This is a genomic window from Thioalkalivibrio sp. ALE17, assembly GCF_000425605.1.
GTDB lineage: Bacteria > Pseudomonadota > Gammaproteobacteria > Ectothiorhodospirales > Ectothiorhodospiraceae > Thioalkalivibrio.
The window spans coordinates 135,826-158,680 of record NZ_AUDT01000007.1 but is presented as its reverse complement, the minus strand read 5'-3'; the positions used below and the strand labels follow the sequence as shown (position 1 = coordinate 158,680).

The following is a 22,855-nucleotide window of genomic DNA, read 5'->3' as shown; positions in this document are numbered from 1 at the left end:
CGATGAGCATCCATCTGGAGGACTACCAGGACCTCCTCGAAGACCTCGGGGGACAGGCGGCCGAGGTGCTCGAGGCCTCGTGGCAGGAGGCTTCGCGTGCGTTCAGTGCCGCGGGCCTCAAGCGCTACTACCTGGAAGGGGCGCGCAGCCTGCACTCGCTCGGGCGCGGCTCCGAGATGGTGATCGCCTTCGTCCAGGAGACGCCGGATGTGGCGCAGGAACTGGGCGAGGACGCGGTCGGCGAGCTGGTCAGCTCGGCGATCAAGATGTACTCCAAAACCAGTGCCGCGGTAATCACCCTGCTGATCTCCACCAGCCCCATCGCCGCGCGGCGACTGGGGGACCAGGGTCTGTTCTCGGGCTATCTGCGCCTGGTGGATAACCTGCTGGGGCAGGCGCCGCGCGGCGTACGCCCGATGCTGGAACACCTCGACGAACTCCTCACCCACCTCACGCTGGGGGGGCTGCGTCGCTGGGCGAGCTGGGGGGCGCAGGCCCACCGCACGGACCTGGAGGCTCAGATCGCCTATTTCGGCCTGGAGTCGCCGGAGTCCCGTTCGGTGTTCCAGAAGGAACGCCGCGGGACACTGTTCGTGGATGTCCAGCGCCGCATCAACCTCTATCTGCGCTCGCTGTGGGCGCGCGACTTCTTCATGCGCCCCACCAGTGGCGACTTCGAGTCGCGCGAGGGCTACAAGCCCTACATCGAGGGCTTCACGATCTTCCTGCCGGACGCCTTCGACGACTGGGAGGGTCTGACCGGTCTGGATCTCTATCGTGCTGCGGCGGCGCATGCGGCGGCGCACGTGGTCTTTACCCGCGAGATGCAGCCGGAGGAGGCCCCGCGCGGCGTCATCGGGGTGCTGACCGAATTGTTCGAGGATGCGCGCGTCGAGGCCCTGGCGACGCGAGGCTTCCCCGGACTGCGCAACCTTTGGATCCCCCTGCACACCGCGACGCCGGATGACGGTGAGGCCCCGCAGGCGCTGCTGGCCCGCACCGCGCGGGCCCTGCTGGACCCCGACTACCGCGACGATCACCCGTTTGTAGGCAAGGCGCGCGCGGCGCTGGCGGAGCGGGCGGAGGGCCTCGAGGCTGCGGGTCTGGCGCGCGAGCTGGCCGAAGCCCTGGCGTCGGAGTTCCCGGAAAAGGGTTACATGAATCCGCGGCAGGTGGCCCCGGATGTCCTCTACCGCGATGACAACCGCTATATCTGGGCCTTCGGCCGCGAGGAAGACGACTTCGAGACGCTGATGGCCAGTGGCTCGAACCAGGAGCGCGTCTACGTCACACCCATGGAGATGATCAACACCCTGGATGTCCCCGGGGCCGGGGATGATGCCCAGATGATCATGGTGCTGGCGACCGAGTGGTTCCGCGACGGTGAAGACGAAAGCATCAACCAGCAGGAGGGCAAGGAGCCGATCTCGCTGCCCTACCACTACCACGAGTGGGACTACCAGATGCAGCTGGAACGGCCGCACTGGGTCACTCTGCTGGAGCGGCGTCCGAAGAAGGGCGACGTGGAAGAGATCGATGCCATCAACGAAAAGCACAAGCCGCTGATCTCGCGTCTGAAGTTCCTGATCGAGGCAATGCAGCCGCAAGGCGTGCAGCGCATGCGCAAGCAGGCCGAGGGCGACGAACTGGACGTGAACGCCCTGGTCGAGGCACAGATCGATCTGCGTATGCGCCGCCAGCCGGACGAGCGGATCTACGTCCGCAATATCCGTCAGGTGCGCGACCTGTCCGTGCTGGTGCTACTGGATCTGTCCGAGTCCACCAACGAGCCCCTCGCCGATGGCGAGACAACCGTGGTCCAGCTGGCGCGCGAGGCCACCGCGCTGCTGGGCGGGGCCATCTCCAAGATCGGCGACCCTTTCGCGATCCACGGCTTCGCCTCCGATGGCCGCCACGATGTCGAGTATTACCGCTTCAAGGATTTCGATGCCCCCTACGATGATCACGCCCGGGCGCGGCTGGCCGGGATGAAGGGGCAGTTGTCCACGCGCATGGGCGCGGCGATCCGGCACGCCGGCCACCTGCTGCACCAGCAGGGCACGCAGAAAAAGCTGCTGCTGATCGTCACCGACGGCGAGCCGGCGGATACCGATGTGCGCGATCCGCAGTACCTGCGCCAGGATGCCAAGCGTGCGGTGGAAGAGGTGGGCAAGAACGGCGTCTACAGCTTCTGCATCAGCCTGGATCCGCAGGCCGACGAGTACGTGGAACGCATCTTCGGTGCGCAGCACTTCATGGTGCTGGACCACATCGAGCGGCTCCCGGAAAAGCTGCCGATGCTGTACGCCGGCCTGACCCGTTAGGGCGCACACGGTACTCGCATGGCCAAGACGGGGGGCAGCTCGACACCGCCGAAGGAGTCCAGCCTTCCGCAGGTGATGTTGAAGTCCGAGCTGCCCGCGCATCTGATCCGGCATGCGACCCTGCGCCAGTTGCAGGTGTTCGAGGCGATCGTGCGCCTGGGCAGTTTCACCCGGGCGGCGGAAGAGCTCTATCTGACCCAGCCGACCGTCTCCATCCAGATCAAGAAGCTCTCCGGTGCGCTCGGCCTGCCGCTGTTCGAATACGTCGGACGCAAGGCCTTCCCGACCGAGGTCGGGCTGCTGCTGTACGACACCTGCCGCGAGATGCTGGGGGCGCTGACCAATCTCGAGATGAAGCTCGCGGAGATGCACGGACTGAAGCGCGGGCGCCTGCGCCTGGCGGTCATCACCACGGCGCAGTACTTCGCGCCCACGATCCTCGGGCAGTTCGCCAAGCGCTATCCGGATATCGAGCTGTCGCTGGAGGTCAGCAACTTCGACCGGGTGCTGGATCGCCTGGCCAGCAACGACGATGACCTGTACATCATCGGGCACGTACCCGAGCGGCTGACCGATATCGCCGTCTACCCGTTCGCGCCGAACCCGCTGGTGGTGATGGCCAGCCGCGACCACCCGCTGGCGGGGCAGCGCAACATCCCGATCGAACGCCTGGAGCAGGAGACCTTCCTGATGCGCGAGCCGGGTTCCGGCATCCGCGAGGCGACCCTGAAGCTGTTCCAGGAGCACGGCATCAACCCCACCGTGCGCATGGAGCTCGGCTCCAACGAGGCAATCAAGCAGGCGGTCATCGGTGGCCTGGGGATTGCCGTGCTGTCGCTGCATACCCTCAGCGCGGAAGGGGCCGGGGGGCCGGTCGCGCTGCTGGATGTGGAGCACTTCCCGATCCACCGCCAGTGGCACATCGTCCACCCCAGGCAGAAGGTCCTGTCGGTGGTCGCCCAGACCTTCCTGGATTTTGCCATCCAGGACGAGGCGCGGGTGCGCGGTCAGGTCGAGGACCTGCTGGCCGCGTTCAAGGCGCAGGCGAGCTGACCAGGCGGCCCGCGACCGGCGCCCTGACAGCCCCTCCAGGGTCCCTTATAATTCACGTTTTATCCGGCCGGCAATGGCCGTATGCGGAGATCAGTCAGTGACCAAGAGCAGCCGGCCGCGTATCAGCGGCACCCAGTTCATCAATGCCGACGAGTCGCCCCGTGCGCGCCTGAGCCTCAGCGCCTCGCATCGCGACCAGCACCACCCGGTGACCGGGACGGGTGGCGATCCGGCGTTCGGTGCCATCGACACCCCGCCGAACGAGAGCTGCGTGGTCTGCGCCCCGGCGACCCGTCGCCTGGCCGAGGAACTGTTCGAGGGCTGGAACGACGCCCTGCAGACCGGGGATGCGCGCAAGGTCACCGAACGCTATGCCGAGGATGCGGTCCTGCTGCCGACGGTCTCCAACGTCCCGCGAACCACGCACGCCGAGATCCAGGACTACTTCGAGCACTTCCTCGAGAAGAAGCCCTTCGGGACGATCAACACCCGCAACGTGAAGCTCGGCTGCAACAAGCTGACCGACGCCGGCACCTATACCTTCCGCGTCACCGACGGCGGCGAGACCAAGGATGTCCCCGCGCGCTACACCTTCGTCTACGAGAACCGCGACGGCGAGTGGAAGATCGTCCACCACCACTCCTCGATGATGCCGACCGACTAGTCTTCACGGGGCGACCGTGCCCGGCCTTTTGGGGCTCGCAAGAGTAGGCGGTCTCCCTCTCGATTAGTGGCTTTCTGTGAGGGTTGGCTGTATTCCGGCATGACCAGTGTGTGATACTCGTCACGTTTCTGCGCAAACACCGCGCGGTCGGGTGGCCCCGTTTCCGGCGTGGCGCTTGAACGTACGGCAGGGGACGGCGCCCAATCGGGCCATGACTGGCGGGACGGATGACAAACGGGTCGGCACAACGGGAAAGCACTTCACCCCATTTGGTGGTTTTTACTCGGCAGTCGGGGCTGGCGGAGCGACTGGCAACGGGGCTTGCATGTACCGCCTTCGAAACCGTAGCCGATTACGAGGCCAGCCGGATCGATGGAGCCGGCATGCTGGCCTTCGTGATCGATGCGGATGCGCTGCCCGACACCGCAGCTGTGGCGCGGGCCTTACGGTGTCATCCACAGGACCGAATGCGGTTGCTCTGGCTGCATGGCGACGCCGATGCCGAGACGCGGGCCCTGTCCGACGGTCCCTTTCACTCCGTAGATGAGCCCTCCCAGCGTATCGTGGATTGTGCAGCACGCCTGGAAACCGCCAATGGCGGGCGGGCCCCCCGTAGTCAGGATGAAGTGCTTCTGGCTTTGCTGTGGAGTCACCCGGGCCTGCATCTGGTGCCGGTGCGGGACTGGCATGCCCAGCAGCTGTATCGCTATCCGCTCCTAGATGCTTTGCTCGAAGAAGATACGCCCGAGTTCTGGTTGCGGGGGGTGCGCCAACGCCGCCTTCTCGAAGGTGTGGAGCTGGTCGACCGCGTGCGCCTTTGCCCGGGATGCCGGCAAGGGCATCTGAGTTTTGTTGATGTGTGCCCGGAATGCGACTCGCTCGACATACGCACCGAGCCCGGACTGCATTGCTTCGCCTGTGGGCATGTGGGGCCGCAGCGTCTATTCCAGGATGGCGGCATGCTGCGGTGCCCGAACTGTTCGGCGGTCCTGCGTCATATTGGCGAGGACTATGACCGACCACTGGAGAATCACGTCTGCGGCAGTTGCCAGCATATGTTCATGGAGGGCCGCGTACTGGCGCGCTGCATGGGGTGTGGCCAGGCCCATGACCCCGATGAACTTGAGCCCATGGGAATTTACCGCTACCGGTTATCGGAGGCTGGGCGGTTACTGGCCCGGACAGGGGAGCTGCGGGATCTCTACGGAGCCTTCGACGAGATCAACCATGTGGCGCCGGAACACTTCGAGTTCTTCGTGGACTGGTCGCTGAAGCTGCGGCAGCGTCATGACGAGATCGGATTTGGCCTGATCCTGCTGCATTTGAACGGCATGGCCCGGGTCATCGATGCGCTGGGTCATGGGCGCGGTGTGGCACTGGTGGACACCTTCGCCGAACGCGTCAAGGCCCTGGTTCGGTCCACGGATTTGATGACCCGTACCGGTGACGACCGCATCTGGCTGTTTCTGCCACAAACGACCGCGAGCGGCGTCGACGTGCTGGCCAAAAGGCTCGGAGAGCTGCTGGAAGATGTCGTGTCCCAGGTGGATGTGGGGCGTCTCGGAAACGTGTATCACGAATCTTCTATGGGCATGGCGGAAGCCGAGGATGCGGCTGCGGTCATGGCGCGACTGGTCTCGCGGTCGCAATGAACGAAATGCTTTCGCTTCCGACCGAGGCCGGGGCCTTGCTGGCTACGTTGTTCCTGGAGTCGGACGCCCTCACGCTGGCGTACATGTTCATCCCGTTCGTGGTGTTTCTGGAATTGCCGCTGAACCTGATGATTTGGCTGGGTGTGCTGCGCCACTACACTCGACGTATCTATGCGATTCCTACCCAGTACCCGTACACACCGCGGATCACCTGCATTGTGACGTGCTATGCCGAAGGCCGGTCGGTACAGGGGACGATTCGCACGCTGCTGGAGCAGGTGTACCCGGGGCAGATCGAGATCATCGCGGTGGTGGATGGCGCTGATCAGAATCTGGCCACCATGCAGGCGCTTCGCGACATCCAGCCCGAGGCAGAGCATTACGCCAGTCGCCGGCTGATCATCCTGCCAAAGGTACCCCGGGGTGGTCGGGTCTCGTCGCTGAACGCCGGGCTTCAGTTGGCGCGCGGGGAAATCGTGATGGCAGTGGATGGCGATACCTCGTTCGACAACAGCATGGCCCTGCATGCAGCGGGCCATTTCCGCGATCCTAATGTGATCGCCATGGCCGGCTCGTTGCGCGTTCGCAACTGGAATCAAAACCTGATGACCCGCCTTCAGGCGCTGGAGTATATGATCACCATTCACCTGGCCAAGGTTGGCCTGGGTGAGTTCCGCGGCATCAACAATATTTCGGGTGCCTTCGGGGTTTTCCGGACCGAGTTTGTCCGTAAAGTGGGCGGGTGGACAACGGGGTCGGCGGAGGATCTCGACCTGACCTTGCGGCTGAAGCAGTATTTTGGCCGTCACCCGGGGTTCTACATCCCCTTCGAACCCCAGGCGATGGGGCACACAGATGTCCCGGATACCCTGGTGGGATTCCTGAAGCAGCGTCTGCGCTGGGACGGGGACCTGTTCTTCATGTATGTGCGAAAGCATCGCAACGCCTTTTCGCCGCGCCAGATGGGCTGGTGGAATGTAATCATAGGCGTCTGGTACGGGATGCTGTTCCAGATGGTGATGCCGGTGCTGATCGTGCTGTACACCCTGTGGCTGGTGGTGATGGCCGATCCGGGTGTCGTGCTGGCCACGTTCATACTGATCATGGGGCTCTACGCGATCCTGACGGCCCTGATGTACATCACCGCGCTGGTGTTCATTTCGGAACGCCGCGGGCGTGATCTCCGCCTGGCCTGGCTGATTCCCGTGTTTCCCTTTTTCGCATTGGGCATGCGGGTGTGGTCGTTGGTCGCCATCATTAACGAGTGGTGGCGTCATTCGAGCCAGGAGTCGTCCATGGCCCCCTGGTGGGTACTACGCAAGAGCAAGCGGTAATGGCGATGCGAGGCGGGATACTGCTCGGGTGCATGCTGATGGCGGGGCTGCCGGTCATGGCCAGCGCGGAGAGCCTGCCCCGGCTGCTGGATGCGGTCGAAGAGGCACCCTCGTTGCTGGCCGAGCAAGCCGCGTTCGAGCAGGCGGACGCCTTGCGGGAGCGCCGGCATCAGGAGGGTGGCTGGGAGCTCTTCGGAAGCGCTGGCGCTGGGGTTTACCGCGAACCGGTGGTCGAAGGGCTCAATCGGCGATATCGCGGCACCAGCGGTTCGATCGGGATACAGCGTCCGCTGCTGGGCACCGACGAACAGCAGCGAAGGGCGGAATGGCAGGCCCGTGGGGAGGCCGGTGCCGCCTGGTACCGGTATCAGGAAGCATTGCAGACCCTGAGCCGTGACGTGGCCGAGTCCTACGCGCGGGTCTGGCATGCTCGCCAGCTCCAGTCCCTGGGCCAGGCGCTGCTGAGCGTCGAGCCGGATCTCGAACGGACCCTTGCGGAACGCGGGGACGAACGGCTGATTCGCGCGGATGAGGCGGCGAGTTTGCGGCGCAGCCTGGATGCCGCGCGCCTGGACGTGGACGAGGCTCGGGTGGACGAGCACGAGGCCCGGGTGGAGCTGGAAAATCTCCTGGGCCGGCCGGTTACTCTGGAATCAACCTCAGCATGGTTTGATCCACACCAGGCGACTTGCGGTACTCCCGGGATGGACCCCGCACCGGAAGTCCTGGCGGTGGAGGAAGAGTTGCGCGCAGTCGAGGAGCGTGAGTCCCTGACCCGGTTCCACGCGGTGCGGTCGAACCTCCAACTGCGTTACAGCTCGAGTTACGAAGACGATGTTAGTCGCCTGGGGAGTGGGTTGGAGGTTGTCTGGTCCGTCTCCGTGCCCTTGCGCGCGCTGGGTGGAGACAACGCCCTGCAGAGAGAACTGAGGGCTGAACAGCGGCAGCTCCGGCACCAGCGTACATCGGCCACCCACGCCGTAGAACAGCGCAGGGATTTGGCGCGGCAGCGCCTGGAGGTCCATTCGCGCCGACTGGATTCCCGTTTGCAGGAGATGGAAGCGGCGGCTCATGCGCTGGCGGTGGTGGAGGAACGGGCGGAGAGCCGTGTGAGCGTCCCCTGGGAAGAGGTGTTGCCCGCTCGGCAGGCGTATTATCAGGCCGCGCGAGGCTGGCTCGACAGCGCGCTGGAGGTCTGGCGCGCGCAGATCGGTTGCGACCTCCTGGCCAGCGATCGTCCCCGGCCAATGGAACCCATCCGGCAGGCGCGAGCCACGCTGGGCGTCGATCCGGTAACGGACGCCCGCTTGCCCTACGCGGGGCGAATCTATCTGTGGGATAGCGAACCCGTCATTCGGGGCGAGGATCCCGAGTTCTGGGGCTTGCTGCGCCGCGCCGGCGTGGAGCATGTATGGCTGTCGCTGGATGGCGAACAGATCGATCGATACAGCGAGCATCCCGGTGTGCTGGCGGATTTCCTGCATCAGGCGCGGCAGCGGCAGGTGGATGTGGGGTTGTTGCTCGGCGAGCCCACCTGGGTGTTGCCCGAAGCGCGGGATGACCTGGTCCGTATCATCCAGCGTCTGAAGGGGGTCGACTTCGCCGATCTGCACCTGGACATCGAGATCGACCAGCTGGACAGCCATGGCTACGAGCGTGACGAACTCATTGAGGAGTGGCTGGAGACGGTCGCTGCCGCAGTCGAAGCCTCCCCGTGGCCGGTGGGGCTGAGTGCCCATCCGCGCGACTTTGGTGGCCCGGATCGTTGCCTGGCTTGCGACTTCGCCGAGGTGGGGGCAACGGAGCTTGCCCTGATGACCTACGTGACGCATGCCGATGGGATGGTCCACCGCCTGGAGCCCGTGCTCGCGCGGAAGCCCGGGCTCACGATCACCCTGGCTCAGAGTGTGGAATCGATCCTCTCGCCGCAAAACAGCTGGTTCCATCACGGCTGGGACGCGATGCTGAGCACTCTCGACACTGCGACCGAACGGCTGGACCACCTCCGTCTTCCGGTGGCGATCCAGAGCTACTCGTACCTGAGGGAAATGTGGGCCCATGAAGATTCGCTTTGATGCCACCGGCCGCCGGCGGTCAGATCAGGATGGCGGCATGAAGGTGCGCTATGGGCCCGCCCGTCGGGTCGCGTTCCGGCTGCGCTGGTATCTGATCCTTTTGCTGGTGGCCAGCCCGGTGCTGTACTTCCTTTACACGCTGGTCAACGACGCCATATCGACCGAGGTCCCGGCTCTGGTCTGGTACCCCCAGCATCAATTGCTGGCCGAGGTTCCGGGTTTTGTGGAATCGATCGCCGTCGAGCCCTGGGACCGTGTGACCCGGGGGGAAGAGGTCGTGCGACAGCACAGTCCGCAGTTGGAACGGCGCGGTCGGCAGATCGAACAGGACCTCGAGCGCCTGCGCGAGCGGGTGGCGCTTTCCGGGCAGGAACAGGGCGCGGACCTCGAGCGCCGGATCGAACTGCTCCAGCAAAGCCTGGACGAATTCCGTGCGCAGGAACGCCGTCTGGAGCGCCTGATCGACAGGGGGGCGGCGGGTCGTGGTGAACTCCTTCCGGTCCGCGCGGAGCGGGCACGCGTGGAGGAGCGTCTCGCCGAGCTGGAAGGCAATCTGGCGCGTGTCCCGCGGGGTGATGCGGTGGAATCCTGGCCGGACAGTCTCCAGTTACGACATGACGACCTCCTCGGAGAGCGAGCGGAGGTGCGGCAGGAAAGCCGCCAACTGGTCAAGGCGGCCGATCTGGATGGCGTGGTGACGGAGATCCTGGTAGAGCCAGGGCAATTCGTGGCCGTCGGCACGCCCCTGCTGCGGTATAGCGGGACGCGGCTTCGTGTGGTGGCGTATGTGGAGCCCCGCCACCTGGAGCGGCGGCTGGAACCGGGGCGTGAGGTCAGCCTGATCCTTCCGGATGGCGAGCGGCGAAGGGCTGCTGTGACAGCTACCGTTGGGGCGGCCGATCGGCTTCCGGCGGCCTTCCGGTCGGGGCTGGGTGGAGGCGAGAGCGCGGTCCCGGTGATTGTTGAGCCGGTGTCCGAATTGCCGGAGATATGGCGCGTGGATCGCCTGCCTCTGCGGGTCAAATTCTAGGGAAACATCGATTTTTTCGGGCATTCGCGCCGTCAAGGTTGTCGAATGCAACGCCGCCCTGATGCGACTTGGACCCATGCGGGTGCACCCGGGGTCAGTTCTTCCTCTGGACCCTGCCCAGCCGGATGCCGGTCGCGATCAGGCCGACGTGGCTGAAGGCCTGCGGGAAGTTGCCGAGGAAGGCCCCGCTGGCCGGGTCGATTTGTTCCGGCAGAAGGCCCAGGTGGTTGGTGCGTTCGCACAGCGAGTCGTAGAGTGCCTGGGCCTCGCCCAGGCGACCCTGACCCAGCAGGTTGTCCACCAGCCAGAAGCTGCACAGCACGAACGCGCCCTCGTGTCCGGGCAGCCCGTCCGGGGATTCCTCCGGCAGATAGCGGTAGAGCAGGCCGTTTCCGGCACCCAGGCGTCGCACGACGGCCTTGGTGGTGGCGATCATCTTCGGGTGATCCGCGGGGATGACGCCGCGTCCCGGCAGGGCCAGCAGGCTCGCGTCGATGCCGCCGCCACCCAGATGCTCGGTGAGGCTCTGGAGTTCGGGGTCCCAGGCCTGCTCCAGGATCGCTTCGCGGATCTGCCGCGCCTCGTCCCGCCAGAGGGCACTGTTGCCTTCCATGCCATTGGTCTCGGCCAGCGCGGCACCGCGCTCCAGCGCGACCGCGCAGAGGGCGGCGGAGTAGGTGAAGGGGCGCCCGGCCGTGCGCACTTCCCAGATCCCGTGGTCGGGGTTTTTCCACTCCGTGTTGGCGGATTCGACCAGGCGCCGCAGGCGCCCCCACAGGTGATTGTCCAGCGTGCCGCCCCAGCGGACCCAGCGCCAGGCGCAGTCGAGGATCTCGCCGAATACGTCGTGCTGGCGCTGCTCGACCGCGCCATTCCCCCAGCGTACGGGGCCCGAGCCGCGGTATCCCTCCAGTTTGGGGTCGCTGCGCTCGGGTTGCGGGAGGTGGCCATCCACGTCGTACAGCACCCGTGGCCAGCCTGCGCGATCGACCGCGTCCAGGGCCCAGCCGATGAAACCGGCGGCCTCGTGGGTCATGCCGATATCGCTCATCGCATAGACCGAAAACGCCGCATCGCGGATCCACGCGTAGCGATAGTCCCAGTTGCGGGGGCCGCCGATCGCCTCCGGCAGGGAGGAGGTGGGGGCCGCGATCATCGCCCCGGTGGCGGTGTAGTCCATCAGCTTGAGGGTGACCGCCGAGCGGCGGACGAGCTCTTCCCGGGGACCTTCATAATCGAAATGCCGCATCCATCGTCTCCAGACCAGCAGCGTGGCCTCGAGCAGTTCCTGCGGGGTGCGGGCCTGGAACCGGTGCGTGTGCGGCCCCCAACCGAGCAGCAGGTGATGCTGCTCGCCGGCCTCGAGTTCATGCAGGCTGTCCAGCGCCTCCAGTGGCAGGGAGGTGTTCAGCGCCAGGTCCAGCTCCGGCTGGTGGTGCAGGGCCAGGCGCAGGCCGGCGCCATGCGGCGCAACGGTCGCGCCACCGCGGGGCGCGATCTGCACTCGCAGACGTACCCGGCCCTCCAGCACCTCGATCCGGCGCAGCAGCTCGTTGCGCCCGGCGGGGGCGTCCTCGGAAAGGTCCGCCCCCGCGCGCAGGGGCAGGCAGTCGGTGATGCGAACCCGGCCCTCCGGGCCGGTCATCTCGGTAATCAGTACGGCGGTGTCCGGGATGTAGCGCTGGTGCGAGGCGATCAGCGGTTCCGGGGCCAAGCGGAAGGCACCACCGCGCTTTTGGTCCAGCAGGGCGCAGAACAGGGGCTCGGAGTCGAAGCGGGGCACGCACATCCAGGGGATGGCGCCGTCGCGGCCGACCAGCGCGGCGGTGGTGCAATTCCCGATCAGGCCGTGGTCTTCGATGGGCAGGTAGCCGTCGATGCGTTGTACGGGACGGTCGGACAGCGTCACTGCATCACTCCCTCGCCACGCAAGGTGGCCCAAGTGGATCGGTCAGTCCCCAGGATGACCACGGATTCGCCGGGCAGGGTCAGGCGATCCGAGTCCACCACGATACCCGCATCGGAACACAACAGGCTGTGCAGCCCCCGGGCCCCCGGGCAGTGCAGGCGCTGCGGGGCCGGGGTCAGATTGCAGGCCAGCAGCAGCCCCGGCCGCTGTATCTCCAGCCAGCGCGCCGCTTCGTCGAAGCGCACCTCGATCGACTCCAGGCGGTCATTGGCGAAGGTCCAGTGGGTGTGGCGCAGGGCGATCAGCGCGCGATACCAGCGCAGGATCCGGGCATGGGGTGCGCGTTCCCGCTCGTCCCAGTTCAGCCGGGAGCGTACGAAGGTCTCGCGGGATTGTGGATCGGGGATGTCGCGGGGATCGCGCAGGAAGGCCGCGAACTCGCGCCGGCGGCCTTCGCGAATCGCCCGCCCGAGCTCGGCATCGACATGATCGGTGAAATACAGAAACGGCGCTGTGGCCGCCCATTCCTCGCCCTGGAACAGCAGGGGCACGAAGGGGCTGGTCAGCACCAGTGCGGCCCCGATCTCCAGCAGGCCGGGGGCGAGTTGCGCACCGATGCGGTCGCCGCGCGCCCGGTTGCCGATCTGGTCATGGTTTTGCAGGCAGCCGATGAAGCGCCGCCCGGGCAGGTCGGATGCCGGGCGGCCGTGGGTACGCCGACGGTAGTGCGAGTAGCGGCCGTCGTAGGCGAGGCCCCGGTTCAGCACCCGGGCGAGATCCGCGAGCTGTCCGAAGTCCGCGTAGTAGCCGTCGGACTCGCCGGTCAGCAGGGCATGCAGGGCGTGGTGGAAGTCCTCGTTCCACTGCGCGTCCAGGCCGTAGCCGCCGACCTCGACCGGCCGGGTCACGCGCGGGTCGTTGCGGTCGTTCTCCGCGATGACCACCAGATGCCGCCCGAGCGCGCGCCCCAGGCGCTGCACCTCGGCGGCGAGCTGCTCGAGGAAATGGGTGGCCGAGGTATCGATGATCGCGTGCACCGCGTCGAGGCGCAGGCCGTCGAGGTGATAGTCACGCAGCCACATCCGGGCGTTGTCGATGAAGAAGCGGCGCACGGCATCGCTGTCGGGCCCGTCGAGGTTGACCGCCTCGCCCCAGGGGGTCTGGTAGCGGTCGGTGAAATACGGGCCGAACTGCGCCAGGAAGTTGCCGTCCGGGCCGAGGTGGTTGTAGACCACGTCCAGCAGCACCGCGATGCCGCGCCGGTGGCAAGCATCGACCAGGCGTTTCAGACCCTCGGGGCCCCCGTAGGCGTGATGCGGGGCATACAGGTTCACCCCGTCGTAGCCCCAGCCGCGCGGGCCGGGGAACTCCGCCACCGGCATCAGTTCCAGATGGGTCACGCCGAGCTCGGCCAGATGGTCCAGGCGCTCGGTCACGCCGTCGAAACTGCCCGCCGGGGTGAAGGTGCCGACGTGGATTTCCTGTATCACCGCCGCGGCCAGCGGCGGCGCCTGCCAGCCGGCGTCGTGCCAGTCGAAGCGGGCATGGTCCAGCCAGCGCGACGGGCCGTGCACGCCCTGGGGCTGCCAGGCGGAGCGCGGATCGGGGAACGGGCCGTTGCCGTCGACGCGGAAGGCGTAGTCGCTGCCGTGCACCACTTGCTCTGTCTCCAGCGACCACCAGCCGTCTGCCTGGTGGTCCATCGGCATGCGATTGTCAACGCACTCCAGCTCGACCCGATTCGCCTCCGGGGCCCACACGCGCACGGTCGTCATGGCGCGGCCTGCGCGCGTTCGAGGAGGGCCACCGGAAACGCCGCCAGGATCTCCGCGACCGGATGCTCGCCGCCTTGCAGCGTCGCGCCGCACAACCGGTTGTGCCAGGTGCCGGGCGGCAGCATCAGCCGGGTATCGCGCCAGTCGCCCGCGAGTCCGAGCACCAGACGCGGGACCAGCACCAGCGCTCCTTCGCCGCGCAGGTAGGCGACCACGTGACTGGCGCGTTCGCCGCTGGCGCGCAGCGGGGTGTACGCGGCATCCGGGTCGAACCATTCCGGGTGACGGCGGCGCAGGGCCAGGGCCTGCTGCACCACCCACTGCTTGGGCAGGCCCTCGTCGGCACGCGCCTGGATCTGTGTCGCGCTCAGGTGCTGAAGCTCCTCCAGTAGCCGGGCACGCGTGGCAAAGTCCACCGGGCGGCGGTTGTCCGGATCGACCAGGCTCAGGTCCCACAGTTCGCTGCCCTGGTAGAGGTCCGGGACCCCGGGCGCGGTCAGCTTGATCAGCGTCTGCGCCAGGCTGTTGGTGCGCCCGGGGGCGACCAGTGGCCGCAGGAATGACTCCAGCGCCTCGCGAAACCCGGGGTCGCCGAGGGTCCCTGCCACGAACGCGCGCAGGGCCTGGTCGTAGTCCTCCTGGGGCTGGGTCCAGCTGGTTTGCCGCTTGGCCTCGCGTGCGGCTTTTTCCATGTAGGCGGTCATGCGTTCGACGTCGATCGGCCAGGCGCCCACCAGAGTCTGGTAATAGAGATACTCGATCGCCGGGTCCGGCCATTCACCGGTGCGGTGGCGAGCGTTCTGGCGCATCCATCCGCGCACGCCTGTGGCCCATGCCTCCGGGATCTCCGAGAGCAGTAGCAGCCGGGCGCGCACGTCCTCGCTGCGCTTGGTGTCATGGGTCGAGGTGGTCAGCATGGCCTTGGGGTGTCGGGCCCGGGCGCGGGCGCTGGCCGCGTGGAATTCGTCCACCGCTATCCCGAAGCGACCGGGGTCACCGCCGACCTCGTTGAGGGCCGTCAGGCGGTGGAAGCGGTACAGAGCGGTATCCTCCACACCCTTGGCCATCGCCGGGCCGGTCAGCTGCTGGAAGCGCAGGGCCAGCTCGGTCGCGTGCTCGTCGGGGATGCGCAGCAAGAGCAGGTCACGCAGGAACTGCAGCAATTCGCTGTCCAGTTCCGGGCGGCGCGCGGCGGCCTGCTCGATCGCGGTCTCGACGCGGGCGATGTCCGCCGCCGTCACGCCACCTTCGCGCGGGGCGAGGTAGGTGCGGTAGACCGGGAAGCAGGCGGCCGCCTCCAGCAGGGCGAGGTACAGCTCGTGGCGGGTGTAGTCGCGGTGGCGCCGGTGTTGCTCGCAGATCGCCACGAACAGCGAGCTCAGGCGGTTCAGCTCGCTGCCGAGCAGGTCCTTCAGCACTAGGCGCTTGCATTCGTAGACCCGCCCCGGGTAGTCGGCGTCTTCGCCCGTGATCTCCTCGAACAGCCGCGTCAGCGGGGCCTCGCCGGCCGGGTCCACGAACAGCCCCTGCACGCGGTTGAGGAAGTCGTAGCCGGTGGTGCCGGCGATTGGCCAGTCGCGCGGCAACGACTCGTTGGGCTCGAGGATCTTCTCGGCGACGATCCAGGTGCCCGGACAGGCGCGGCGCAACTGGTTGAAGTACTGCCCGGGATCGCGCAGGCCATCCGGATGGTCGACTCGCAGGCCGTGCACCGCGCCTTCCGCCACCCAGCGCACCGGCAGTGCATGCACGGCCCGGAACACGTCCTCCCGCTCCTGGCGCAGTCCGGCCAGGTCGTTGATGTCGAAGAACCGCCGGTAGCCGAGGTCGCGTCCGGCCGTGCGCCACCAGGCGAGGCGGTAGTTCTGCTTCTCGATCAGGGCATCCAGCGCATCGGGATCGGCGTTGATCCGGGCCACCTCGGCCGCGATGGCCTCGGCGGCCGCCGGGTCGTCGCGGGTGATTTCGTCCAGCAACTGGCGAATGACGCCCTGGTCGCGGTGCCGGCGTGCTACCGAGTCGCGCCCGGTGAGCTGGGGCTGCGGGAGGCGTGCGCAGGATTCCGCGAGAAAGCCCAGAAACTCGATGCCCGTGGCGCGACCGGCGCGGTCGAGCAGGTCATTGAGCGAGGATGGATCCAGCGGGAAGCGGTGCTCGTAATAGGCAAGATCGAACAGTCCACCATCGTATTGCAGACGGATCTCGCCGGCCTCGAGGACGCGGCCGTAATGATCACCCAGCACCGGGAGCAGGACCTTGTTGGGCCAGCGCTCCTCCGAAGACTCCCAGTCCACGTCGAAATGCATCGCGAACCGGCTGGACGGCCCGTTCTCCAGCACATCCCACCACCACGGGTTCTGGTCTCCGGCCACCGCCATGTGGTTGGGTACGATGTCCAGCACCAGCCCCATCCCGGCGGCCTCCAGCGCCGCGCACAGGCGCTGGCGCGCCGCCTCGCCGCCGAGTTCGTCGTTGACCCGGGAGGGGTCGACGACATCGTAGCCATGGGTGCTGCCGCGCACCGCCTGCAGGATCGGCGAGAGATACACGTGCGAGATGCCCAGCCGCGCCAGATAGGGGACGACCTCGGCGGCGTCGTCCAGCGTGAAGCCCGGGTGCAGCTGCAGGCGGCAGGTCGCGATGCGTTCGGGCGGCACGCGCTGCCCTTCGCGGCGCTCGGCGGCGTCCGCGCTTGCTGTGCTGCCGAAGGATTCCTGCATCGCCCTCCGCCCCGACGCCCGACCGGCCCGCGAACGGGGCCCTGCTCAGCGACTGCGTCATGCAAATATGGACCAGATTCCGGGGGAAGGGAATGCATGCCCGACCGCAAGCAGCCATCGGCGCAGCGCCAGCGGTTGAGAGCGACCCCCTGCCGGGCCTCGGGGGGTGCGCAGTGGAATGGGGTAAGCTTCCATTCCGTACCCATCCCTGCAAAGGAGTTCCCGCATGCGTCGTGCGCTGGTATTGCCTGGCGGTTTGCTGTCGGTGTTGGCCGTTTCTCTGGTTTCCGTGAATGCGCAAGCGGCCGAGGCCGCGACCCTGATCCTGGATGGCGAGGAATACGTGCTGGAGATGGAGGTCTGCGATTTCTCCGGTGATGCGGATGATCGCTACCAGACGCTGGTGGCGCGCGCCGATACTGACCGCGGTCCGCTGCGGGTGTTCGCCTCGCGCAACGAGGTCGCCGGGATGCTGACGCATTCGATTTCGGCCCAGTTTGGCGATTTTCGTGCGGGGGGCGAGGTGCTGGAGGCCAATCGGACGCGCATGGGCGGGCAGTGGATCAGCGCCGCCGGCGGTGCGTCGGAGCCGCTGATCCGGATTGATGGCGGTGAACTGCATGCCGAAGGCCGGTTCGTCGATACCGGGATGACCACCGAGCCAGTGGACGGGCGCCTGACCGCGAGCTGCGATCGCCGATAAGGTTGGCGGAGCGGCTGCGGCCGCTGCATCATTTCCCAGCTGTTGGGCGTGCATCCGCCTGACCCCCTGACGTGTCGAATTTCAGGAGGCCTCCGGGATGATCAAGGAATCGGACTGGAAACGGTTCAGCCAGTTGAAGAAGACCGCGCTGGATCGCTACTGCGAGCGCGCCCTGGCCGATTGCCGGGCGGCAATGGAACAGGAAGACCGCTCGAATCACGAACGCTTTCTGGATCTCTATCAGCAGCTGAACGAAGCGAACGAGCGGCTTGCATTCATCTTCGATGGCCATGCCCGCTCGAAGGCGCTGGATCAGTTCCTGTGTATGCGGCGCGAAGGGCTGATCGAAGATGCAGAGCTGGAAGGCTTTACGGAGGCATTTCTGGAGCAGACCCGGCCGATTCGCCCGTAGCCTCGGCGCAGGCCGGCCCGATGCAGCAGGCATTGGCGATGACCATATGGCCAATGTTCCGGGGGCGGAAAGACGAAGGCCCGGCGGGTGCCGGGCCTTCGGGGGGTAGGTCAGGAGGCGAGTCGCTTGTATTTGACCCGGTGCGGCTGGTCGGCCTCGGCGCCCAGGCGCTTGTGGCGGTCTTCCTCGTATTCCTGGTAGTTGCCGTCGAAGAACACCACGTTGCCGTCCTCCTCGAACGCGAGGATGTGGGTGGCGATGCGGTCCAGGAACCAGCGGTCATGCGAGATCACGATCGCGGAGCCGGGGAAGTCCAGCAGGGCCTCTTCCAGCGCGCGCAGGGTCTCCACGTCCAGGTCGTTGGTCGGTTCGTCGAGCAGCAGGAAGTTGCCGCCGCTTTGCAGCAGCTTGGCGAGATGCACGCGGTTGCGTTCCCCCCCGGACAGTTCCTTCATGCGCTTCTGCTGGTCGGTGCCCTTGAAGTTGAAGCGGCCGACGTAGGCGCGTGACGGCATCTGGAAGTTGCCGACCTGGATGATGTCCTGGCCGTTGGAGATTTCCTCCCAGACGGTCTTCTCGTCCTGTAGCGCGTCGCGGCTTTGGTCCACGTAGGCCAGCTGCACGGTCTCGCCCAGCTCGATCGAGCCGTCGTCCGGCTGGTCCTGCCCGGCAATCATGCGGAACAGGGTGGTCTTGCCGACGCCGTTCGGGCCGATTACACCGATCAGCGCGCCGCGCGGCACGGAGAACGACAGGCCCTGGTAGAGCACACGGTCGCCAAAGTGCTTGGACAGGTTCTCCACCTCCAGCACCTTGTCGCCCAGGCGCGGGCCCGGCGGGATGTAGATCTCCTTGGTCTCGGAGCGCTTCTGGTAGTCGGTGGAGGCGATCTCCTCGAAGCGCTTCAGCCGCGCCTTGCTCTTGGCACCCCGGCCCTTCGGGTTGGAGCGCACCCACTCGAGCTCGGATTCCATCGCCTTCACGCGGGCGGCCTCGGCCTTTTCTTCCTGCTTCAGGCGCTTTTCCTTCTGTTCCAGCCACTGCGAGTAGTTGCCCTGGAACGGGATGCCCTGGCCGCGGTCCAGCTCGAGGATCCAGCCGGCCACGTTGTCGAGGAAGTAGCGGTCATGGGTGACGGCGACCACGGTGCCCTGGAACTCCTGCAGGAAGCGCTCCAGCCAGGCCACGGACTCGGCGTCCAGGTGGTTGGTCGGCTCGTCGAGGATCAGCATGTCCGGGCTGGACAGCAGCAGGCGGCACAGCGCCACGCGGCGGCGTTCCCCCCCGGACAGGGTCTTCACGTCGGCATCCCACGGCGGCAGGCGCAGGGCGTCCGCGGCCACCTCCAGCTTGCGCTCGAGGTTGTGGCCATCGGCGGCCTCGATCTTTGCCTCCAGCTCGCCCTGCTTGGCGGCCAGGGCATCGAAGTCCGCATCCGCCTCGGCATAGGCCGCATACACCTGATCCAGCTCGGCCAGCGCCTCCTTGATCGGGGCCACGGCCTCTTCGACATTGCCGCGCACGTCCTTGCTCTCGTCGAGCTGCGGCTCCTGTGGCAGGTAGCCGATGTTGATGCCCGGCTGCGGCCGCGCCTCGCCGACGATCTCGGTGTCCACGCCCGCCATGATGCGCAACAGGGTGGATTTCCCCGCACCGTTGTAGCCCAGCACGCCGATCTTGGCGCCCGGGAAGAAGTTCAGGTTGATGTCCTTGAGGATGTACTTCTTCGGCGGGACGATCTTGCCCACGCCGTTCATCGTAAAGATGTACTGCGCCATGATGCTCCTGCGACCTAAGCGGTTTGAATGAGGGGCGGGCCACTGACGACCCGCGCTGGGTCCGCACTTTACCATTCCGACGAGGGTGAAGCCCGAATGCCGGAGGATTTCGACGCCCGCCCGCGCGCTGGCCGGCCAGGGCGCTCGACAGCCTGGCCGGTGCCGCTGACAATGGCGCCATGATGGCGTGGTGGGAGGGCCTGTTGCTGGTGGGAGCCGGGGGTGCGCTGGGGGGACTGGCGCGCTTCTGGCTGTCGCAGTGGATCGACAACCGCACCGGGGGCGGCCGTTTCCCGTGGGGGACGCTGGCGGTGAATGCCTCCGGTGCGCTGCTGATCGGGCTGGCGCTGGGCTGGGCCTCGGGGCCGGCGTGGACCTCCTGGCTCTGGCTGTTGCTGGTGGTGGGTGTGCTCGGCAGCTTTACCACGGTCTCCTCGTTCAGCCTGCAGGTGGTCGGGGTCGCGGAGCAGGACGGGCTGCGCCCGGCGCTGGTCTACGTCGTGCTGACCCTGGGCGGGGGGCTGGCGCTGGTGGCCATCGGGCACGCGCTGGGCCGTCTGGCAGGGGGTGCGGCGTGACCGGGTTTTCGCTGCGGCTCTCGCTGTTCGTCGCGCTGGGGGCCGCGCTCGGCAGCATGGCGCGCTACGGCGTCTCCTGGACCGGGCTGCACCTGGCCGGAACCGGCTTTCCCTGGGACACGCTGGCCGTGAACGTGGCCGGGTCGTGGCTGATCGGGCTGTATGCGGTGATCAGCGCGCTGGGCGGTTGCCGCCCGGCCGACCCGGTGTTTCGTCACTTCATGCTGGCGGGGGTTTGCGGCGGTTTCACGACCTTCTCGGTGTTCAGTCTCGAAAGCCTGTGGCTGATGCAGTCGGGTGCGGCGGGCCGCGCCGGGCTTTATGTGGGCGTGTCCCTGGTGCTGTGGATCGCCGGGGTGTGGCTGGGCAGCCGCATGGGGCGGCGCTGGAACGCCACTGCGGCGCAGGGTTGAACCCCGCGGGGCGTGAGACTGAGTGCCGTTTCACGACCCGCGCGTCGGGTGATTCCGCGGTCGCTGGCGTGGCCCGGTCAACGGGCCAGCGGTTCGATGCGCGTCCGGCTCGGGCCCGCGCGTTCGATCCAGCCGTGGAGCATGCGCGGGGTGGTGGTACCGGCTGCGCAGCGCCCGTTGCGGTCGATCACGATGGCCCCGCCGTAGCCCGCGAGCCGCTCCCGCAGGCGCTGCAGGCTCGCGTTCAGGGCCTCGGCGGCGCTCAGTCCAAGATATTCGACACGGTCGGCCAGTTCCCGGGCAAACACACTGCGCAGGAAATGCTCGCCATGCCCGGTCGCGGAGATGGCGGCGCTGTGATCGTCCGCATAGACGCCGGCACCCGGGATCGGCGAGTCCCCGACACGACCGGGGCGCTGGCCGGTCATCCCGCCGGTGGAGGTTGCCGCGGCCAGATGGCCGTGCCGGTCGCGCGCAATGGCGCCGATGGTGCCCGGGGCGTCGTCATGGTCCAGCGTGATCCGGTCCCGCTGCAGCGCGCGTTGCAGTTGTTCCCGCCGCTGCGGGGTGATCAGCAGGCGCTCGTCGACCAGCGCAATCCCGGCCTGCCGGGCGAAGTCCGCGGCGCCGTCCGCGACCAGCAGCACGTGTTCCCCGTCTTCGAGGATCGCCCGCGCCAGGCGGATCGGGTTGGCAATACCGCGAACCGCCGCGACCGCACCCGCGGCCAGAGTGGCCCCATCCATGATCGCGGCATCCAGCTCCACGCTCCCGTCCCGGGTCAGGGCGGCACCGGTGCCGGCATTGAACAGCGGGTTGTCCTCGAGCCGCGCCGCGCAGTACTCCACGGTATCCAGGGCGGTATCGCCCCCCGCCAGCCGCTCGCGACCGGCCTCCAGTACCGTGTGCAGCGCGGCGTGGTAGCGGCCGGCGGTCTGTGGATCCCCGGCCTCGCGGATCTGCCCGGCGCCGCCGTGGATCATCAGCGAGAAGGGTTCGGATGGCATCTGTCCTCCTCGATCTGGCCGCGGATCAGCAGGATGTCGCTGTGGCTTGCCGGGATGAAGCGGCTCTGAGCAATCGCGATAGCCCCGTGGCGGTTGACCGCCATGCGTCGTTTCAACTGCCCCTGCAGGCCCCCGCTGTAGGGGGTGTCGAGCGTGCCCCGGACCGCCTCGACGGGGCCGAACCGCGCGGACTTCAGCGGCGCGTGGGTGAATGCCAGGCCCCAGGGCCGATCGGTCGGGTGGGGATAGCGCTGCCAGACCAGATACAGACACCGGTCGTCCCGGGCCAGAGTCGGGAAGCCGCCAGGCCACTGATCCGCGTCGATCCGGGTCGGCGGTGCAAAGTTCAGGGTGTCGGCGTCTGCGCGACTGACATGCACGCGGCGGAAATGGGGCTGCCGGTAATCCTCCAGATCGTTGGCCGGGATCGCCCCGAAGGCCAGGTGAACAACGCCCTTCGCGTCCACCACCAGCGTCGGGGCGTCGGCATGGCCCGGGTGCTCCAGCGCGGTGGCCGGTTCGGAAAAGCCGGCGTCCAGGTTGTTCGAGTGGGCGATCCGGATGTCTGCGTACGGACTGTCACCCTCCGACCAGGCCAGCAGCACGCGACCGGATGGCGCCTGTGCCAGGCTCGGGGCGCGGGCCGGCACCGCGGGGTCCGGGTTGACGGTCACGGGTTCGGCGAAGGAGGCGCCATGATCCGCGGAATAGGTGACACGCAGCGGACCCTGGTACTCGGTCCAGGCCGCGACCACCTCGCCGGCGGTCGTCAGCAGCAGGTCCAGGCTGCCGTTGTCCCAGCGCTGTGCGGTGATGCGGCCCTTGCCGGCGCCGTCGCGCGAACGGGACAGGTTCTGGTGTCCCTCGAACGAGCGCCCCCCGTCGCGGGAGCGGGCGTACAGGATCTCGCCGCCGTGGTCGCCGCCGGTAAACAGGATCTCCTGCCACAGCAGGTGCACGTCGAAGGCGTCGGCGTCGTCCGGCGCCGGTTCGACCGCGACCCGCGGCAGCCAGGAAAAGGTGCCCGGCACGCCGCCGATCCGGGTCGGTCGCTCGAAGATCGCCCGGCCGTCGCGGTCGTAGCGCTGCAGGAACAGGGCCTGCTGCGCCTGGTCGGCCCAGACGACCAGCGCGTCGCCATGGTCATTGATCGCCACCGAGGCATCGTCGACATAGCGAAAATCCGAGGCGTTCATGCGCCAGGGGCCGCGGAAGGCCTCGCCGCGCGCGACCTCGACCGGCTCCTCCCAGGCGACCCGGGATTCGGGTGCGTCTCCCGCCAGGGCCGCTGGCCCCCACAGGGCAAGGGCGAGCGCGCACAGGGGGGCCAGCGAGGCCCCGGTCGGGTGCAGCGCAGGGGGCGTATGAACGCTGGCGTTGGGGGCGGGGTATCGATTTACGGGCGTGTCTGTCGCGGCCATGGGCAGC

The 22,855-nt window shown here is 67.4% G+C and carries 17 protein-coding genes; 11 read left to right on the top strand and 6 right to left on the bottom strand.

Annotated features, from left to right (window positions below; all coding sequences use genetic code 11):
- The first annotated feature begins 2 nt into the window (after positions 1-2).
- The 7 genes from H609_RS0106815 to H609_RS0106775 all read left to right on the top strand — a co-directional run bounded on the left by H609_RS0106815 (position 3) and on the right by H609_RS0106775 (position 10,132).
- Positions 3-2,324, top strand: coding sequence for a nitric oxide reductase activation protein NorD (locus tag H609_RS0106815; RefSeq protein ID WP_028484630.1), 2,322 nt, complete (start codon positions 3-5; stop codon positions 2,322-2,324).
- A 75-nt stretch (positions 2,325-2,399) separates the two neighbouring features.
- The gene (locus H609_RS0106810) at positions 2,400-3,377 is read left to right on the top strand and encodes a LysR family transcriptional regulator (protein WP_018865985.1); all 978 of its coding nucleotides are present in this window, start codon (positions 2,400-2,402) and stop codon (positions 3,375-3,377) included.
- A gap of 97 nt (positions 3,378-3,474) precedes the next feature.
- Entirely contained in the window at positions 3,475-4,041 is a 567-nt protein-coding gene (locus H609_RS0106805; protein ID WP_028484629.1) for an SgcJ/EcaC family oxidoreductase, read from the top strand.
- 383 nt (positions 4,042-4,424) lie between these two features.
- Positions 4,425-5,693: a diguanylate cyclase domain-containing protein gene (locus H609_RS14235; protein WP_231369971.1), complete on the top strand. Its 1,269-nt coding sequence runs from the start codon at positions 4,425-4,427 to the stop codon at positions 5,691-5,693.
- Positions 5,694-5,698: 5 nt separating this feature from the next.
- Positions 5,699-7,027, top strand: a complete 1,329-nt coding sequence (locus tag H609_RS0106785) for a glycosyltransferase (protein WP_018876257.1) — start codon at positions 5,699-5,701, stop codon at positions 7,025-7,027.
- Positions 7,027-9,102, top strand: coding sequence for a TolC family protein (locus tag H609_RS0106780; RefSeq protein WP_028484626.1), 2,076 nt, complete (start codon positions 7,027-7,029; stop codon positions 9,100-9,102). The genes H609_RS0106785 and H609_RS0106780 overlap by 1 nt, the downstream gene beginning before the upstream one ends.
- Positions 9,086-10,132, top strand: a complete 1,047-nt coding sequence (locus H609_RS0106775) for an HlyD family secretion protein (protein ID WP_028484625.1) — start codon at positions 9,086-9,088, stop codon at positions 10,130-10,132. The genes H609_RS0106780 and H609_RS0106775 overlap by 17 nt, the downstream gene beginning before the upstream one ends.
- A gap of 94 nt (positions 10,133-10,226) precedes the next feature.
- On the opposite strand, the gene H609_RS0106770 is transcribed toward H609_RS0106775, so the two are convergent.
- The 3 genes from H609_RS0106770 to treY are packed head-to-tail and all read right to left on the bottom strand — an operon-like array spanning position 10,227 to position 16,536.
- Positions 10,227-12,041 carry a glycoside hydrolase family 15 protein gene (locus H609_RS0106770; RefSeq protein ID WP_028484624.1) on the bottom strand — a complete coding sequence of 605 codons (1,815 nt, stop codon included), beginning with the start codon at positions 12,039-12,041 and terminating at the stop codon, positions 10,227-10,229.
- Entirely contained in the window at positions 12,038-13,816 is a 1,779-nt protein-coding gene (treZ, locus tag H609_RS0106765) for a malto-oligosyltrehalose trehalohydrolase (protein WP_028484623.1), read from the bottom strand. Before treZ ends, H609_RS0106770 begins: the two co-directional genes overlap by 4 nt.
- The gene (gene treY / locus H609_RS0106760; protein WP_028484622.1) at positions 13,813-16,536 is read right to left on the bottom strand and encodes a malto-oligosyltrehalose synthase; all 2,724 of its coding nucleotides are present in this window, start codon (positions 16,534-16,536) and stop codon (positions 13,813-13,815) included. The genes treZ and treY overlap by 4 nt, the downstream gene beginning before the upstream one ends.
- Positions 16,537-16,762: 226 nt before the next feature.
- Between treY and H609_RS0106755 the strand changes: the two genes are divergently transcribed.
- Together H609_RS0106755 and H609_RS0106750 are read left to right on the top strand one after the other, a co-directional pair.
- Positions 16,763-17,239 carry a hypothetical protein gene (locus H609_RS0106755; protein ID WP_018865990.1) on the top strand — a complete coding sequence of 159 codons (477 nt, stop codon included), beginning with the start codon at positions 16,763-16,765 and terminating at the stop codon, positions 17,237-17,239.
- A gap of 97 nt (positions 17,240-17,336) precedes the next feature.
- Complete coding sequence (locus H609_RS0106750) at positions 17,337-17,651, top strand: hypothetical protein (RefSeq protein ID WP_018865991.1); 315 nt, start codon at positions 17,337-17,339, stop codon at positions 17,649-17,651.
- A 110-nt stretch (positions 17,652-17,761) separates the two neighbouring features.
- On the opposite strand, the gene ettA is transcribed toward H609_RS0106750, so the two are convergent.
- The gene (gene ettA / locus H609_RS0106745) at positions 17,762-19,429 is read right to left on the bottom strand and encodes an energy-dependent translational throttle protein EttA (RefSeq protein ID WP_018865992.1); all 1,668 of its coding nucleotides are present in this window, start codon (positions 19,427-19,429) and stop codon (positions 17,762-17,764) included.
- A gap of 179 nt (positions 19,430-19,608) precedes the next feature.
- Here ettA and crcB point away from each other — a divergent pair, with 179 nt between their 5' ends.
- Positions 19,609-20,007: a fluoride efflux transporter CrcB gene (crcB, locus tag H609_RS0106740; RefSeq protein WP_026280904.1), complete on the top strand. Its 399-nt coding sequence runs from the start codon at positions 19,609-19,611 to the stop codon at positions 20,005-20,007.
- A complete protein-coding gene (locus H609_RS0106735; RefSeq protein ID WP_028484620.1) occupies positions 20,004-20,420 on the top strand; it encodes a CrcB family protein in 417 nt (138 codons plus the stop codon). Before crcB ends, H609_RS0106735 begins: the two co-directional genes overlap by 4 nt.
- 77 nt (positions 20,421-20,497) lie before the next feature.
- Here H609_RS0106735 and H609_RS0106730 read toward each other — a convergent pair whose 3' ends face one another.
- Positions 20,498-21,427 carry an isoaspartyl peptidase/L-asparaginase family protein gene (locus H609_RS0106730; RefSeq protein ID WP_028484619.1) on the bottom strand — a complete coding sequence of 310 codons (930 nt, stop codon included), beginning with the start codon at positions 21,425-21,427 and terminating at the stop codon, positions 20,498-20,500.
- Positions 21,403-22,848, bottom strand: a complete 1,446-nt coding sequence (locus H609_RS0106725; RefSeq protein ID WP_028484618.1) for a sialidase family protein — start codon at positions 22,846-22,848, stop codon at positions 21,403-21,405. Before H609_RS0106725 ends, H609_RS0106730 begins: the two co-directional genes overlap by 25 nt.
- Between the last annotated feature and the right edge of the window lie 7 nt (positions 22,849-22,855).